The sequence below is a fragment of the Gammaproteobacteria bacterium genome (assembly GCA_024235095.1).
Lineage (GTDB): Bacteria > Pseudomonadota > Gammaproteobacteria > Competibacterales > Competibacteraceae > UBA2383.
This window is the reverse complement of the sequence record JACKNC010000003.1, coordinates 59,787-75,354: the sequence shown is the minus strand read 5'-3', so window position 1 is coordinate 75,354 and position 15,568 is coordinate 59,787. Positions and strand designations below refer to the sequence as shown.

General features: G+C 54.5%; 11 protein-coding genes. 3 read left to right on the top strand and 8 right to left on the bottom strand.

All coding sequences use genetic code 11. The features are described 5' to 3' along the window. The first annotated feature begins 134 nt into the window (after positions 1 to 134). The gene (locus H6973_17320; GenBank protein MCP5127335.1) at positions 135 to 638 is read left to right on the top strand and encodes a type VI secretion system tube protein Hcp; all 504 of its coding nucleotides are present in this window, start codon (positions 135 to 137) and stop codon (positions 636 to 638) included. A 92-nt stretch (positions 639 to 730) separates the two neighbouring features. On the opposite strand, the gene H6973_17315 is transcribed toward H6973_17320, so the two are convergent. Next, positions 731 to 1,099, bottom strand: a complete 369-nt coding sequence (locus H6973_17315) for a response regulator (protein MCP5127334.1) — start codon at positions 1,097 to 1,099, stop codon at positions 731 to 733. A gap of 5 nt (positions 1,100 to 1,104) precedes the next feature. Next, positions 1,105 to 3,753, bottom strand: coding sequence for a bifunctional acetate--CoA ligase family protein/GNAT family N-acetyltransferase (locus tag H6973_17310; GenBank protein ID MCP5127333.1), 2,649 nt, complete (start codon positions 3,751 to 3,753; stop codon positions 1,105 to 1,107). A gap of 171 nt (positions 3,754 to 3,924) precedes the next feature. On the opposite strand from H6973_17310, the gene H6973_17305 reads away from it, so the two are divergent. Beyond that, positions 3,925 to 7,332: a PAS domain S-box protein gene (locus tag H6973_17305; GenBank protein MCP5127332.1), complete on the top strand. Its 3,408-nt coding sequence runs from the start codon at positions 3,925 to 3,927 to the stop codon at positions 7,330 to 7,332. Next, positions 7,329 to 9,092: a response regulator gene (locus H6973_17300; GenBank protein ID MCP5127331.1), complete on the top strand. Its 1,764-nt coding sequence runs from the start codon at positions 7,329 to 7,331 to the stop codon at positions 9,090 to 9,092. The genes H6973_17305 and H6973_17300 overlap by 4 nt, the downstream gene beginning before the upstream one ends. A 287-nt stretch (positions 9,093 to 9,379) precedes the next feature. On the opposite strand, the gene H6973_17295 is transcribed toward H6973_17300, so the two are convergent. From H6973_17295 to H6973_17270, 6 genes are all read right to left on the bottom strand, one after another. After that, a complete protein-coding gene (locus tag H6973_17295; GenBank protein ID MCP5127330.1) occupies positions 9,380 to 10,723 on the bottom strand; it encodes an ArsB/NhaD family transporter in 1,344 nt (447 codons plus the stop codon). After that, a complete protein-coding gene (locus tag H6973_17290; GenBank protein ID MCP5127329.1) occupies positions 10,724 to 11,158 on the bottom strand; it encodes a CBS domain-containing protein in 435 nt (144 codons plus the stop codon). Between the two features lie 59 nt (positions 11,159 to 11,217). Beyond that, on the bottom strand, positions 11,218 to 11,565 hold the full coding sequence (locus tag H6973_17285; protein ID MCP5127328.1) for a hypothetical protein: 348 nt from the start codon (positions 11,563 to 11,565) through the stop codon (positions 11,218 to 11,220). An 80-nt stretch (positions 11,566 to 11,645) separates the two neighbouring features. Beyond that, positions 11,646 to 12,995 (bottom strand): glycoside hydrolase family 57, encoded by a 1,350-nt coding sequence (locus H6973_17280; protein MCP5127327.1) that lies wholly within the window; start codon positions 12,993 to 12,995, stop codon positions 11,646 to 11,648. A gap of 95 nt (positions 12,996 to 13,090) precedes the next feature. Then, a complete protein-coding gene (locus H6973_17275; GenBank protein MCP5127326.1) occupies positions 13,091 to 14,125 on the bottom strand; it encodes an HDOD domain-containing protein in 1,035 nt (344 codons plus the stop codon). A 550-nt stretch (positions 14,126 to 14,675) separates the two neighbouring features. Further along, entirely contained in the window at positions 14,676 to 15,548 is an 873-nt protein-coding gene (locus H6973_17270) for a neutral zinc metallopeptidase (GenBank protein MCP5127325.1), read from the bottom strand. Between the last annotated feature and the right edge of the window lie 20 nt (positions 15,549 to 15,568).

Sequence of the window (15,568 nt, the reverse complement as noted above, 5' to 3'; positions counted from 1 at the left end):
AAGATCAAATCAAGAGCGCGATTAAACCCAATGTTCAGAGAGACAAGGGAATTGATGGCTAACTCGGTTTGAAACTGGCGACACGGTTAGCTTATCCGCGCCGCATGATGAACAACCAACATGAGGTGAATGACATGTCTTATGATTCATATATGCAGGTCTCGAATGGTATTGAGGGCGAAAGCACGGCCAAGGGCTATGAAAAATGGATCAAGCTGTATAGCTACAGCTTTGGCGCAGCGAATCCGTCCACGGTCAGTTCAGGTTCGACTGGCTTGTCCTCGGGACGCACATCGGTTAGTTCTTTCAACGTCATGATGCGGCGTGAGAAGGCCACTCCACAACTGTTCGGGTTCATGGTTGCGGGTCAGCACATCGATAAAATCATCGTGCATCTGACCAAGAACGTTGGGGCCAAGGGCGCGGTGCAGAAACCCTTCGAGATTTACACCTTCGACAACTGCCTGGTCGAGCATGTGGACTGGTCCGGCAGCGGCGGCGAGGATGAGCCGATCAGTAATGTCAGCTTTGCCTACGCCAAGGTGACCGTGCATTACGAGCAACAGGACACTAAAGGCGGCACGGTTGGCAAGCCGGTGGAAGCCTTCTTTGATCAGACGACGGTCGAGACGGGCTGACATTCGCCCCCTTCTCCCTAACCCTCTCCCTCTTGACTGGGGGAGAGGGCGCATGAATGCATCATACAATACAGCTTGATCCCCCTTTCCAGCTAGCCTCCCAGCGCTTCCCGCAGTCTGGCCAACCGAATCGGCTTGGTCAGGGTAGTCACCGAATGTAAGCCCTTGAATTCGGCTAACAATCGAGCATCCTTGGCGTACTCGGGACTATAGCCGGTGATGATGATCAAATCGGCGGCATAACGTTGTTCCATTAACCAGAGCACCAGTTCATTGCCATCCATCTCGGGCATCACCATGTCCAGCACAACCAGAGTGGGCTGCAGTTCGTGAAAGGCGTTCTGGAAATCCCGACCGTTCGTTGTCACCCGGGTTTCGTAACCCAAATCAGTCGCCACTCGAGCCACCAGCTCGCCAAATTCAGGTTCGTCGTCGACGACCAGCAAACGTTTTTCGCTCATGTTACTCAGCCTGCGGACATTCCGACTTCGTGGAGTTTCAGAATAACATGCTTTAGACCCGGATCATCAGGGTCAGAGCGAATCGCAAAACCCAGCGCCCGATTCAGTTGCAACATCGGTTTGTTCTCCTGCAATACCTCGCCATAAATCTCGCTAATGCCGCGCGCCCGGGCGTAGCTGATAATCCGCCGCATCAGGCGATTGCCCAATCCCAGGCCGATCATTATTCGATCAACAATAATTGAGTATTCCGCCCGATCCTGATTCGGGTCGGTGCTGAGATTAACAATGCCGTGGATTTCCGCCTTACCGGGCAACCCTGGACCCACCGCAACCAGCGCCATTTCCCGATGGTAGTCGATCTGCGTCAGGGTTGCCGCCATCTCATGGCTGAGTTCACGAATCGGTTGAAAGAAACGCCGTCGCAAATCTTCGGGTGAAGCTCGCGCAACTAGCGCTTGCAGAGCAGGCTCATCCTCGGGCAATACTGGACGCAACAACAGTTCCTGTCCATCCGGCAGACAAACCGTTTCCTCCAATTCCTTGGGATAAGGGCGGATCGCCAGACGTTGCGCCGGATCGCCACCCGCTGGCGCGACGTCGACTCGCACGTCCAGCGCCATAATCCCCTGCGCGTTGCTCCACAGGGGGTTAATGTCTAAGGTCGCCAGCTCCCCCAGATCGATGACCATCTGCGAGAGTTTGACCAGCGCCAGCGCCAACGCATTAAGATTAGCGCGACGCAACAAACTGTAGCGCAATCGCTGGTAAATCCGGGTTTGCGCCATGATCTCGCGGGCTAGATGCATGTTAAGCGGCGGCAGGCCATAGGCCAGATCGTCGATCGCCGCGACCTCGGCGCCGCCTTGGCCAAAGAAAATCACCGGACCAAAACGCTCCCCTGAACGCACCCCCAGGGTTAACTCATAGGCGCCATCACGCGCGACCATGGGTTGTAGTACAAATCCACCGAAGCGCGCCGTCGGCGCAGCTTGGCGCAACCGATCCAGCATGGCGATCGCAGCGTCCCGCACCACCCCAGGCGTGTTGAGATAGCCAGTCATTCCTCCCACTAGCGATTTGTGCGGAATATCCGGGGAGAAGATCTTCAGAAAAACCGGTGGGGTCAGCAGTGCGGCGATTTCCGCCGCTTCTTCTGGAGTGTGCGCCAACCGCGTGTCTACCATAGGGATGCCATAGGCTTTCAACAATTGCGCCGCCTCGCATTCGTCGAGCCGCCGCCTCCCCTCGGCCAGCGCCCGATGGATGATGGCCCGCGCCGCGCTGATGTCAGGAGCGAACGCCTCGGGCAGGGAAGGCGGCGTTTCCATCAGGAGCGCCTGATTGCGCTTGTACTGAACAATGCGCATGAAAGCCTGCACGGCGGCGCTGGCGGTCTCATAGGTCGGAACCTGCCGTTTCAGCAACACCCTACGCGCTTGTTCTCCCGTCTGCGGACCTGGAAAGCTGGCGATCAGACAACAACGGCTATGGCTGAGGCATTCAATCAATACCTCGGCCAATGGTGCGGTCTCACTGAACGCGCTGGGCGTTTTGATAGCCAGTATTCCATCGACTCCGGGATCAGCCAAGAGTAAATCCAGCGCCTGCTGATAAGCCTGAACGGTGGCCTGATCGCCCAGGTCCACTGGATTGGGCAAAGCGCTAGATTCGATTAATGCTTCCAGACCTTGCTGCGTGACCTCGGAAAGTTGGGCCAGCCGTCCGTCAAAACGGTACAAAGTGTCAGTGGCCAGCAAACTCATGCTGGAGCTGTTGCTAACGATGGCTAACCGATCGTTATTCACTTGTTTGGCGGCTTTCAGCACCTCAACCATTTGCAGGAGTTCATCGCTGTCCTCGACCCGCAGCAGACCCGCACGGCGAAAGGCGGCGGCATAAACCGCGTCATCCGGCTCCTCGGGATAGCGGCGCGGCTTTAACACGATCACCGGCTTTAGGCGCGCGGCGCGGCGCGCCGCTGACATGAACTTGCGCGCATCGCGAATTTGCTCCAGGTACAGCAGGATCGCTCGGGTTCGATAATCGCCGGCCAGATAGTCAAGCAGATCGGCAAGATCGACATCGAGGCTATCGCCCAGATGAATCAAGTAGCTGAAACCAAACCCGTAATGATTGCCAATATCCAGAGCGGTCTGACCGATGGTATCCGATTCCGTGATAAACGCGATTTCACCCGGCAACAGCGGTTGATGGCTCAGGCTGACATTTAATTGGGAGAGTGGTACGTTGAACCCATGGGAACCCGGCCCCAGTATGCGAAGTCCATAGGGCTTGGCGGCGTTCAACATGGCCTGGGACAGCCTCTTGCGTTCGCTGGCGATTACGCTGCGCTGGTCGCTAATCAACAACACCGCGCGCGCGCCGCGCGCGCCTAACTGCTCGATCAACCCCGGCGCCTGTTGCAATGGCTGAGTAATGATCGCCAGCGCCGGAGGCGCCGGCAGACTGGCGATATCGGGATAAGTCAGGGCGCCTTCCAGCGCCCAGCGCGTAGCGTCCACCGGCATCACCGGCCCTTTGAAACCGCCCTTCATCAAATTGCGGGCGATCATCACTTCACGGTCGCCCTCTCCGCAAATCAGGGCGATGGCATCCGGTTTAAAAAGCGCATCGAGATGATGGATCGTCATGTTCCAGGTTCCAGGTTTCTTTCACATCAAGCGAATAAAGCAGTAGGATAGCAGCGAAGTTGAACGGCGATGAGCGATAAATGACTCCTGGAGCCATTATGACCCTTTCGCGTTACTAAATTGAGTCGTCTGTTGTCTGCCCACAGGCGCGGATCGAAACGAATAAACACTATGCAAGATCACACTCTTTCCCAGTCCGATGCCGATGGCTCCAACCTGATTTATTATGTGGGCGTCGGCGCGTCGGCGGGTGGTCTGGAGGCGCTGGAATCATTCTTCTCGCAAATGCCCGCGGAAAGCGGCATGGCGTTTATCGTTATCCAGCATCTTTCCCCGGATTATAAAAGCATGATGGTGGAGTTGCTGTCCAAGCGCACCGCCATGCCGGTTCGCCGCGCTGAAGAAGGAATGCTGGTCGAAGTCAACTCGGTCTACCTGATTCCTCCCAAAAAGAATTTGTCGATTTTTCACGGCAAGCTGTTGTTGAGCGAGTCCGACCATTCCCGGGGGCTGAATTTGCCCATCGATGTGTTCCTGCGCTCGTTGGCTGATGATCAGGCCGAAAAGGCCATTGGCGTCATTCTGTCCGGCACCGGTAGCGATGGCGTGCGCGGCATCCGGGCCATCAAGGAAGCTGGCGGCATGGTCATGGTGCAGAGCGAAGAATCCGCTAAATTTGACGGGATGCCACGAGCGGCGATTTCCACCGGCTTGACGGATTTTATCCTGCCGCCTGACGAAATGCCTGCCAAGTTGACGTCGTTTGTCCGCCATCCCTACGCTGCCAAGGTAGACCGTCCGCAAACGCTGCTATCCGATGAAGACCGTCTGACGCGCATTTTTGCTCTGTTGCGCGAACGAACCCGGGTAGACTTTACCTTCTACAAGCCCAGCACGGTCATCCGGCGCATTGAGCGGCGCATGACGGTTAATCAAATCCATGACTTGCGCGATTATGTAAAGTTCATGGAAAGTTACTCCGGCGAGGTCACGACGCTTTATCGCGAACTGTTGATCGGCGTGACCAGCTTTTTCCGCGATCACGAGGTCTTCGAGGAGCTTGAGGAAAATCATCTCCCGGCGCTCTTCGAGCGCGTTGCTGGTCGTGAAGTTCGCTTCTGGATCGCGGGTTGCTCGACCGGCGAGGAAGCCTATTCGCTGGCGATGTCAAGCCGCGAGGTCATGGAGCGCATTGGCAGGCAGGTCGACATCAAAATTTTCGCGACCGACATCGACCGCGACGCGATTTTGCGCGCTAGTAACGGCTTGTATCCCGAGAGCATCGCCGCCGATCTGTCGTCGAAATTGCTGACCAAGTATTTTCATCGCCGGGAAGAACATTATCAGATTGACCGTTCGATCCGCGAGATGGTGGTGTTTGCCCAGCACAATCTGATCAAGGACCCGCCTTTTACCAACATTGAGCTGGTTAGCTGCCGCAACCTGTTGATCTACCTGCAACCCGTCTTGCAGCGCAAGGCGCTGGAGTTAATGAGCTTTTCCCTGAATCCGCAGGGCATTTTGCTGTTGGGCAGCAGTGAGACCACCGGTGAGGTCTCCGACCTCTATGAAACGCTGCACCAGAAGTACAAAATTTATGCGTCCAGGGGCAAGCGTCGTCCGGCAGGCGGCCCGGAGTTTTTGTCAGTCCCCGAAGTCCGCTCCTGGCAAAATCGCCCGCGCTTCCCAAATGGTCCATGGCCACGCGGTCAGGATGAGGAGCGTATGCTTGATCGCTTTCTGCAATTGCTGGCCGGCGACTATGTGCCCTTGGCCGTCGTGGTGAATGAGCAATTGGAAGTGTTGCATATTCTGGGTAATCCGGAAGGCTACTTTGGATTGTCCTCCGGGAAGATGATCAATGATATCACTAAAATTGCGGTGCGGGAGCTGGCCATCCCGCTGGCGACTGGTTTGCAAAAAGTATTCAAGACCGGCGAAGAACTGAAGTACACCAGCGTCCGGTTAAAGTGGAATAATGAACCCAGGACTGTGCAAATTCGCATCCGGCCCCTGCCTGGCAAAAAGGGCCAGGACCTGTTGGCGGCGGTGTTCATCGAGGAAACGACCCAACAATTCAAGGAGACGGCTTCGGGTGAAATGCAGGTTTACAACGTCACCGAGGAAGCTGAACAGCGTATTCACGATCTGGAGCAGGAACTTCAATTTTCTCGCGAGAACCTGCAAGCTACGATTGAGGAACTGGAAACCTCCAATGAAGAATTACAGGCAACCAATGAGGAGCTGTTGGCCAGCAACGAGGAATTGCAAAGCACCAATGAAGAGTTGCAATCGGTCAATGAAGAGCTGCATACGGTTAATGCTGAATATCAAAGCAAGATTATTGAGCTGACCGAGCTGAACAATGATCTGGACAACTTGATGGCCAGCACTCGAATCGGTACGCTATTCTTGGACGAAAACTTGACCGTGCGTCGTTTTACCCCGGAGATTCGTCGCATTTTCAGGATCCTGGACAGTGATCTGGGGCGTCCGGTGAATCACCTCATGTATAATTTGGACGGGCTGAATCTTTTTGAACTCATTGACGAAGTGGTTCGTAGCGCCGCCGAGCAGGAGCGGGAAGTACGCACACAGGATGGGGCTTGGTTTTTGATGCGCGTTCTGCCCTACCAGGTAGGGATTGGCGCTGTGTCAGGAATTGTGTTGACTTTCATCGATATTGGGTTGCTCAAAACCATACAAAGCGCCCTTTTGGATACTGAGAGTCGGTTATCCAGCCTGTATCGCGCTGCATCAATCGGTATTGGCCGAGTGGTCGACCGGATCTTCGTGGAAGTCAATGACCAGATGTGCCGGATGATGGGTTATGCGCGTGAGGAGCTGGTCGGTCAAAATTCTCGCCTGCTTTATCCCTCCAATGAGGAATTTGAATCTGTAGGTCATGGAAAGCACACTCAGATCCGTGAACATGGCGTGAATGCGGTAGAGACGGAGTGGCGGCGCAAGGATGGCGGTCTACTCCCGGTATTGCTCAGTTCATCGCTCGTAAATCCAGGGAATCCCGATGCGGGGACAACTTTTACCGTACTAGATTTGTCCAGCCGTAAACGCGCAGCAGAACAGGTCCGCATTAGCGAAGAGCGGTATCAGCAGCTTTTCAACACCATAGCCGAAGGTGTGGTGTATCAAAATCTGGAGGGTGAGATCATCTCGGCGAATCCAGCGGCAGTCAATATTCTGGGTTTGACCGTTGATGAAATGAATGGCCGGACCTCGGCAGATCCGCGTTGGCAGGCAATTCGCGAGGATGGCTCGAAATTTCCCAGCGATCAGCATCCGTCCATGATGGCGTTGCGAACGGGCCAAGCTGTCACCGGTGTATTGATGGGAATTTTTAATCCTCAGCGGAACCCGCCGCGTTGGCTGCGCGTTAGCGCAATTCCATTGTTCAAGACCTGTGAGAAAAAACCCTTTCAGGTTTATACCACTTTCAATGACATTACCGAGATGGTCGATGCCATACATGAGCTGGCCCGGGTCCGTGGTCAGTTGCGGAATTCGCGGGAGCCGGATGCGGAAACAGCTAGTCAACAACAAGGTGAAGAGACGCTATGATCCAGGGTGAGAAAGACCGGGCGCGAATCCTCAGGGAAAAGGCGGAAGCTAGTGCTGCCCAGCGTCAGTCGGAGATGCCGGAGCTTTCGGTTGAGGATGCCCGCCGGCTGGTCCATGAACTCCAAGTTCATCAAATCGAACTCGAGATTCAGAATGAAGAGTTGCGCCGCATCATGGCCGATCTGGAGCACTCTCGCAATCAGTTTTCCCTGTTGTTTCACCGGGCGCCGGTAGGTTATCTGGTGCTGGACGATGTAGGACTGGTGCATGAGGTGAACGAGACTTTCTGTCGGATGGTCAGTCAGCACCGGAACCAGCTTATTGGTAATCCTTTCTCGGAATGTATGGAGGGGGATGATCGTGGCGTGTTCCTGGCGCGTTACCGGGCTTTGTTCAGGAATCCCACGGGCAAAAGTCTGGAGGCGCTGATTCTGCGGGCGCAGGGTCCCGCTTTTTACGCGCAAATGGAGGCGGCGGTATTTGGTACACCGCTGGAGGGACGTCGTGAAGCGAAGGCGCCATTGTTGCTGCTAGCAGTAACCGATATTACCGAACGCAAATGGGCCGAAGACAAGCGGTTGCAACTGGAGCGCCAGATGCAGCAAACCCAGAAGTTGGAGAGCCTGGGAGTATTGGCAGGGGGCATCGCTCATGATTTTAATAATCTGCTGACCATTGTGCTGGGCAATGCGAGCCTGGCGCTGGACGAACTTCCTCAGTTGTCTCCAGCTAGAGACAGTTTGCAAGCAATTGAGAAAACCTCGCTGCGCGCCGCCGAACTGTGTCGGCAGATGCTGGCCTATTCGGGCAAGGGCCGTTTTGTTATTGAAAATATCCGGCTTGACGATCTGATTGGCGAGATGATTTCGCTGTTCAAGGCGTCGATTTCCAAGAAGGCGATTCTGAATTTGAACCTGAAAGAGTCGTTGCCGCCGATGCGGGGCGATCCCAGTCAGATTCGTCAGGTGGTCATGAATCTGGTTATCAACGCCTCGGAAGCAATCGGCGAACGAAGTGGCGTAGTCACGGTTTCAACGGGCATCATGGAATGCGCCCATGATTATCTGGCCGAAGGCTATCTGGATGAAAACCTCGCTGAGGGAACCTATGTCTGGCTGGAAATTTCCGATACCGGCTGTGGCATGGACCATGAAACCCAGCGCCGGATTTTCGAGCCGTTTTTCACCACCAAATTTACCGGGCGCGGTCTCGGTCTTTCGGCGGTGCTCGGTATTGTGCGGGGCCATCGAGGGACGCTGCGAGTATATAGCGAGCCAGGACGGGGAACGACTTTCAAGGTTTTGTTCCCCGTCGTTCAGGAAAAGCGGACATCCGTGGTCCAACCCAGCGTGAAGTCGGGCGAGTGGAAGGGAGTCGGCACTGTTTTGTTGGTGGACGATGAGGAATCGGTGCGGTCGCTAGGCGCCCGAATGTTGGAGCGTATTGGATTTCAAACGCTGATCGCTACCGACGGTCAGGAGGCGCTGGAACTGTATGAGACGCGGAGTGAAGATATTGTGTTGGTGTTGCTTGATTTAACGATGCCTTATATGGATGGTGAGGAGGCGTTCCGGCAATTGCGGCGGGCCAATCCGAGAGTGCGGGTGGTGATGACCAGTGGTTACACGGAAGCGGAAATTGCGCCGCGTTTCGCTGGCAAACGGTTATGCGGCTTTTTGCAGAAGCCCTACACTCTGGACACGCTGACTGTTTGCCTGCGCGATGCGCTGGGCGAAGATCCGGCCGCTGTAGAGGACTAAAGGCTGTATGAAAACTTCGTAGCCTGTGCAGGCCGTCAGGCCGAAATCCGGGTTTTTCCGGATTCTGCTGCGCTCCATCCGAGTTACGTTCTTGTCAATCAATCAACAGACTGGTTTTCGGTATAGCTCCCGAACTTGGGACTTGAAGGTTTTACTTCAGCGCTGTCTCGACCGCTTCCAGTAGTTGTTGACGGTTAAATGGCTTGGCCAGCACCTGACTGGCTCCTATGGCAGCGCATGACAGCTTCGCTAGTTCTGGGCCGAATAGGCGGGGCAATGCCTATTGATTACAAATACCGCCAGTACAGATAGACCGTACTAATGGCGATCGAGAGCAGCATGACCGGAAACGCCAACAAAGCGTACTGGACGAAGCGAATCGGTTGACCGGCCCGTTCGGCAAAACCGGCGACGACCAGATTGGCGCTGGCTCCGATTAAGGTGCCATTGCCGCCCAGACAGGCGCCCAGCGACAGCGACCACCACAGCGGCATCAGTCCATCCGGTCCGCCAAAGGTCGGGGCCATGTCTTTGATCATCGGGATCATGGTGGCGACAAAGGGAATATTGTCGATGATCGCCGACAGGATAGCCGAAGACCAGAGAATAACCATCGAAGTCGTGTTCCGGTCGCCGCCGGTCACCGCCAGCATCTTATCGGCCAGCAGCCTAAGCAAACCGGTGCTGTCTACCCCATGCACCACGATGAACAAGCCGACAAAGAAGAAGATAGTGATCCACTCCACTTCATTGAAAGCACGAGTGACTTTCTTACTTTGATGTTCGGCGTTACGGCCCCAGTTGCTCAACAGCAACAGCCACGCCGCGCCAGTCATGGCGACGGTAGCTGCTTCCAACTCCAGGAAGCGGGCGAAGACAAAGCCGGCAATCACCAGACCAATGATCAGCAGGCATTGCTTGAGCAGGCGTGGATCAGTAATCGCTTCGCGCTCATTGAACTGCATCACCCGTTGACGGTCTTCCGGAGCAGCCTGGAGATGCCGGCCCCACAGTAAGTAGATAGGGATCAGGGTGGCCGCCATAATGACGAAAATGACCGGCGCCAGATTGTAGGCAAAATCGTTGAAGGTCAGCCCAGTGGCGGAGCCGATCATAATATTCGGCGGATCACCGATCAGCGTTGCGGTGCCGCCGATATTCGAGGAGAAGATCATGGCAAATAGATACGGATACGGTTTGACTTTCAACTCCTCGGTGATCAACAGGGTCACCGGCGCCACCAGCAGCACCGTCGTCACGTTGTCGAGGAGCGCCGAGGTCACTGCCGTCACCAGCGCGATCATCACCAGGATGCCCCAGGGATTGGCATTGACCTTCTTGGCCGACCAGATCGCCATGAATTGAAACACCCCGGATTGGCGGGTAATGGCGACGATCACCATCATGCCGATCAGCAGGCCGATAGTATTAAAGTCAACGCCGCGAATGGCTGATTCCTGATTGAGAATGCCAAGAACGATCATCATGCCCGCTGCCGCCAGCGAAACAATGGCGCGATTGATCTTCTCGGTCATGACCACCACGTAGGTGATGGCGAACAGGATAGCGGCGGTCCACATGGGATTCAGGCCGAAAATCACCGATGTTACAGCACCTTCTGACCCATGCATTCAGGCGCGCTCCCGCATCAGAATTTCCAGGACATTCCAGGAAGAAATAATGCCTTCCAACCGACCGGTTTCTCGATCGACAACCGGTACGCTGGTGTGGCCGTGCAGAATCAATTGCACCACTTTCATAGCAGGCGTGTCGGGATACACCACCGGGTCCTGAATCAGCCAGTTGCGCACCAATTCATCCTGACGCCTGCGCAGACGCTGGGCCATATCATGCGCAGTTTCGGTAACGAATGCGATGTTGTCCAACCCGTGTTTGAGCACCGCCGACGGCAGAGTCAGTTGCAGCACTGAATAAATGCCAAAGGTGCCAAGATAACGGCCCTGTTCATCCACCACTGGCAGATGACGCAGGTGATGTTGCAAGATACCTTCAGCGGCAATGGCTACCGTATCGGTGGATTTCAGCGCCACCAAATCCGCGCTCATCAGAGTTTTTGCAGTCATACACAGCCTGTGGATAGTAAGGAAAAGAGACGAATCAAGGTTCAGCCAAACGTGCCGCCATTCCAGCCCCAATTCTCGGCGCTGACGCTGGTGAAGCCAAGATAAACCCGATCCGGTGGAATGCCCAGCCGTTCCTTGAGCAGATTGGAGACACGTTCAGAGAGTTTGCGATTCACTGCGCCGCTCAGACCGCCGATGCTACGGATATCAGCATAAGCAGTTGGACCTTCGACGCCCCCCATTAGCATAGCTGCTTCGGCGATCGTGATCATCACGTAGCGTTCCGGTTTGCCAATACATTCACCAACGATTTGCGAGAGCGGCGCAAGCAGTTCATGACGTTGCTGACTGGACAAGGAAATGGAAGTTTGCAGGGCGAGCAGTGGCATGTGATGAATCTCCAAAATGTAGTATGAAATGCGTAGCACGGGTTGAGAGCCTGCGCCACGACAGACGCTATGGGATTACGCTATTTTGTGCCGGTCTGGGCCTTTTCGGAAGGCGTGGATGTTTCATCTGCTGGCGTAGCCTCGGGAACGTCGTCAGGTACGTTGTCAACGTCAATGCCTTTCCGGGTTTTCGGTGATGCTTCAGTCTCTGCGGGCGGCTCCGAAGTCATAAGCAGGGTTAACCGCCCGCCCAGGATGGCCCTGGCTTCGCCCAAATGCCAGGCGACATTGTCCAGGTCGGCATGGGATTTATGAATCCAGGCCTCGCCCCAGTACAAATTACAGCTGGTTTCCGCGCGCAATAAATGCCAGTGCGCCTCGTTCATCACGCGCGCCAGCTCCGGATTAGGATCGTTAGCCCGCGCGACCGCCTTCACCATCGTGTGATATTCCCGACTGATGTCATGAATGCGCACCAGAGTATCGCGCTGCGCCCAGGAACCTTGCCATTGGTGAAAATCCCAGCCATGGTGCTCATCGGTATTCCAGGCGCCGCGCCGCACTGTGACCTGCCCATGCGCGCCAAATCGGTCCAGGTACTCTGTGATAAAAATCGGGCGCATGCTGGAATGGCCCGCGCGAATTTCCTCCATCGCCTGGTGATAGAACCAGGTCCAGAAATTGGACTTTTCGGTGACGTTACGGAACCAGCCGCCATTGTCGCCATCGGTTGCGGTGGCCACCAACGGCGGGAAATCACACCATTTGGTGCGTTCATGCAGTTCGTGATAAAACCAGCCATAGTCCATGCCGGCTAACTGGGCATCCGATAATTCACGGTCGCGCACTACAATCACAATTTGTTCCCCACCGTATTCCGCGATATGCGGACGATAGCGCAGTTCCTGCCAACTCATTTGGCCCACGGGATCAACATATTCGCAGTCAACCATGACATAGCGATAGCCTGCTTTCTTCAAATGCGGGATCAGCCGCATGTCAAACCCCATTTCCGGCGGCCAGAAACCATTGAACCGAGTTCGCCAAAGTAAATGACCGGCAATGGATTGCCAACGGGCAATCTGCTCGTCCCAATCGGCTTCAGGAATCAGCGCCAGCACGGGATGATAATAACCTGTGCCGAGCACTTCGAAGAGATTCTGGTTTTGCAAATGCCAAAGCAACTTGCCGCAATCCACCATGCCGTAAACCCGGCTCTGAAAGTCAGGGTTAGACAGTGTCTCCAGCAACGTCCCGGATAATGACAGGTGGACGCGCGCAATGTCCTGATAAGCCCATAGCGACCGGGGCATGCGATCGTAGGCAAAAAGAATTTCCTTGGTTTCCCAATCATTGACCTCAAGCAAATGTTCAAGATTGCCAGGAGGTTGGTGCATGTTCAGCACCAGAGCATGGTAAATTTCCCGCATCGCGCATCTCCTCGTTATGGTTTGTTGGCGATGACATTATGTCAGTTATGACGGATCAATTATTGTGGATGAAGTCAGCAATAACTGCTGAAAGCCTAGTTTTTATGCAATTCCGATAGACGCTTTAATTCAAAAAAACAGCGCACGCAATGTTCAGTCAATTGTCCGCCCAATCGGCGATTTAGCTGATCAATATCGTCATCCAGACGATTTTCGTCAACGAGCACCCGTAATTGACTCAGTTGATTAGCGGCGTAAAGCGTGCCGCTCAATTTTGCCATATCCGGTTTCTGATCCAAAATGGCTAATTCCTGTAAAGCGTTCAGCACCGGGGAAGGAAATTGCCAATTTTCAGCAATTCGAGACGACAACTGTCTGGTTTTCAGCAGCACTGCTTCGTAAAAAGCGATGGATCGCGGGGTTTCACGACCTATCCGAAGATGATCCATGATGCGTAGAATGACAATCATCCCGATATTGCAGACGATACCCGCCAGATAAGCGTCGAAACCGTCGAAACGACCTCTGGCCAAATACGCGCAGGCATGAGCGCAACGCTCCGACTGGGACCATAGGTAATTCGCTGCGAGATGACCAAAATGTCCTTCATGGACGTTGAAAATTGGCTTCATAACTACGTTAGCGATTAAGCGCTGCAAACCCGTCCGCCCCAGCAGAACAACCGCGCGTTGCAGGCTATTGATTTTAGAGCCAGTCTGATAAAAAGCGCTATTAGCCAATCGAATGACTTCACCAACCAATACCGGATCCCGACTGATTTGGTCAGCTAAATGCTTACCGGATATATCATCGCTTTTTAATGAACTTAACAATTGTGGAACAACGGCGGGTAATCGAGGCAGCGTTCGGTCATCAAAAACATCTGAAGTTAATAAAAGATCAATCTGCTCCAGCGTTCTTTTTTCAATCAAATTTAATCTGATATCCAGGAATAAATGAACGCCCAGAACGAGTTTCAAAAAAGCCTCATCAACATCCAGGTCAACAGCCTGCAGATCTTCCTGTTCAAATTGAAGGGGCGCTTCCCAGACAGAAGCTGTTTTTTTCTGAGATGATTGTGAACTGGAAGTTTTTTCTGGCCAGAAAAAACGAATCAGCGCTTTCCACATGAAGCATGCACTCGGTAAGTCATTTTTGAGGCTGAGTTCCCTAACATAATTTTTTAAAAAATTAATTCAATACCCGGACGCCTTCAAATCTTGCAGGTTGGGCTTACAAAGCCCAACCTGCAAGGTCCTGGAATTTCCGGCCAAACATTAATTATTCAGTTTAGCAAAAGATCAATACAACGCTTAAAAACCCTAGGGAAAGTATTACAAAAAATCCAAAACAGGAAGTGAATCATGGGAACTGCTGCTTTGCAACATGGCGGCAATGGGGCAAGCAACGCTAATCCGGAAGCGCGTTAACATTGTCGGGCGCTTGGGGCCAATAGCCGTCGGGCCATAGAGGAAAGATTCAATTGGGACACCATAGCGGCCTATACCGAAGGCGTCTATCAAGTAGTGGCTGACTAACCGAATAAACGACGGGTTCATCAATCTTTGATACAGTGGTCTGCATCGGCTTGGAGCGGTTGGTGTGGCGGCCTCTGCTGCCGGTTCGCCTCCGTTTGGAAGCTTCTGAAATCCAGATAGGTGCAGGATGGACAAACATCGCTTAAGGGCGCTGTGCGACGAACGTGTTACAGGCCTTGACATCGCCGGTTTCCAGCCCTCGCGTGAACCATTGTGTGCGTTGTTGCGAGGTGCCGTGCGTGAAAGAATCAGGGATTACCACGCCGCGCGCCTGTCGCTGGAGACGATCATCTCCGATTGCGGCGGCGGCGCGCAGCGCCGCCTCGATGTCGCCAGGCTCCAGTACACCCTGTTGTTGGGCAAAATGGCCCCAAATCCCGGCCAGACAATCCGCCTGTAATTCCATTAATACCGACAGAGCGTTGGCTTGCGCTTCGGGCAGTTGTCGTCGTTGCGCCTGAATCTTTTCGGAGAGGCCGATCACGTTCTGGACATGATGGCCGATCTCGTGGGCAATGACGTAGGCGCGCGCAAAATCGCCAGGGGCGCCGAAGCGTTGGGACAGTTCCTGGAAAAACGCCAGATCGAGATAAACCTGTCGGTCGCCGGGGCAATAGAACGGACCCACCGCCGCATTGGCGAAACCGCAGGCGGATTGCACCGCATCACGAAACAAAACGAGCTTTGGCGGCGGATACTGACCACCCTGGGTCTGAAACCAGCGGCTCCACACATCTTCGGTATCGCCCAGAATGGCGCTGACAAAGTCCGCCATTGGATCATCCGGAGAGGGCGACCGGGGCGGCGTTTGCCGGGGGACCGAGGTGGTCGGCGCATTCCCCAGCAGATTCATCACCTCCAGCGGATTGACCCCGAAGATCAGGCTGGCCACCAGCACTAGCAGCAACCCCGTCCCACCGAGCCGCACGCCGCCCCCTCCGCCTCGCTCCGCGGAAGGGGATTCATCACGTCGGTCTTCCACATTCCGGCTGCGCCGAAGATCACGCCAACGCATACATCGCTCCTCACTAATGT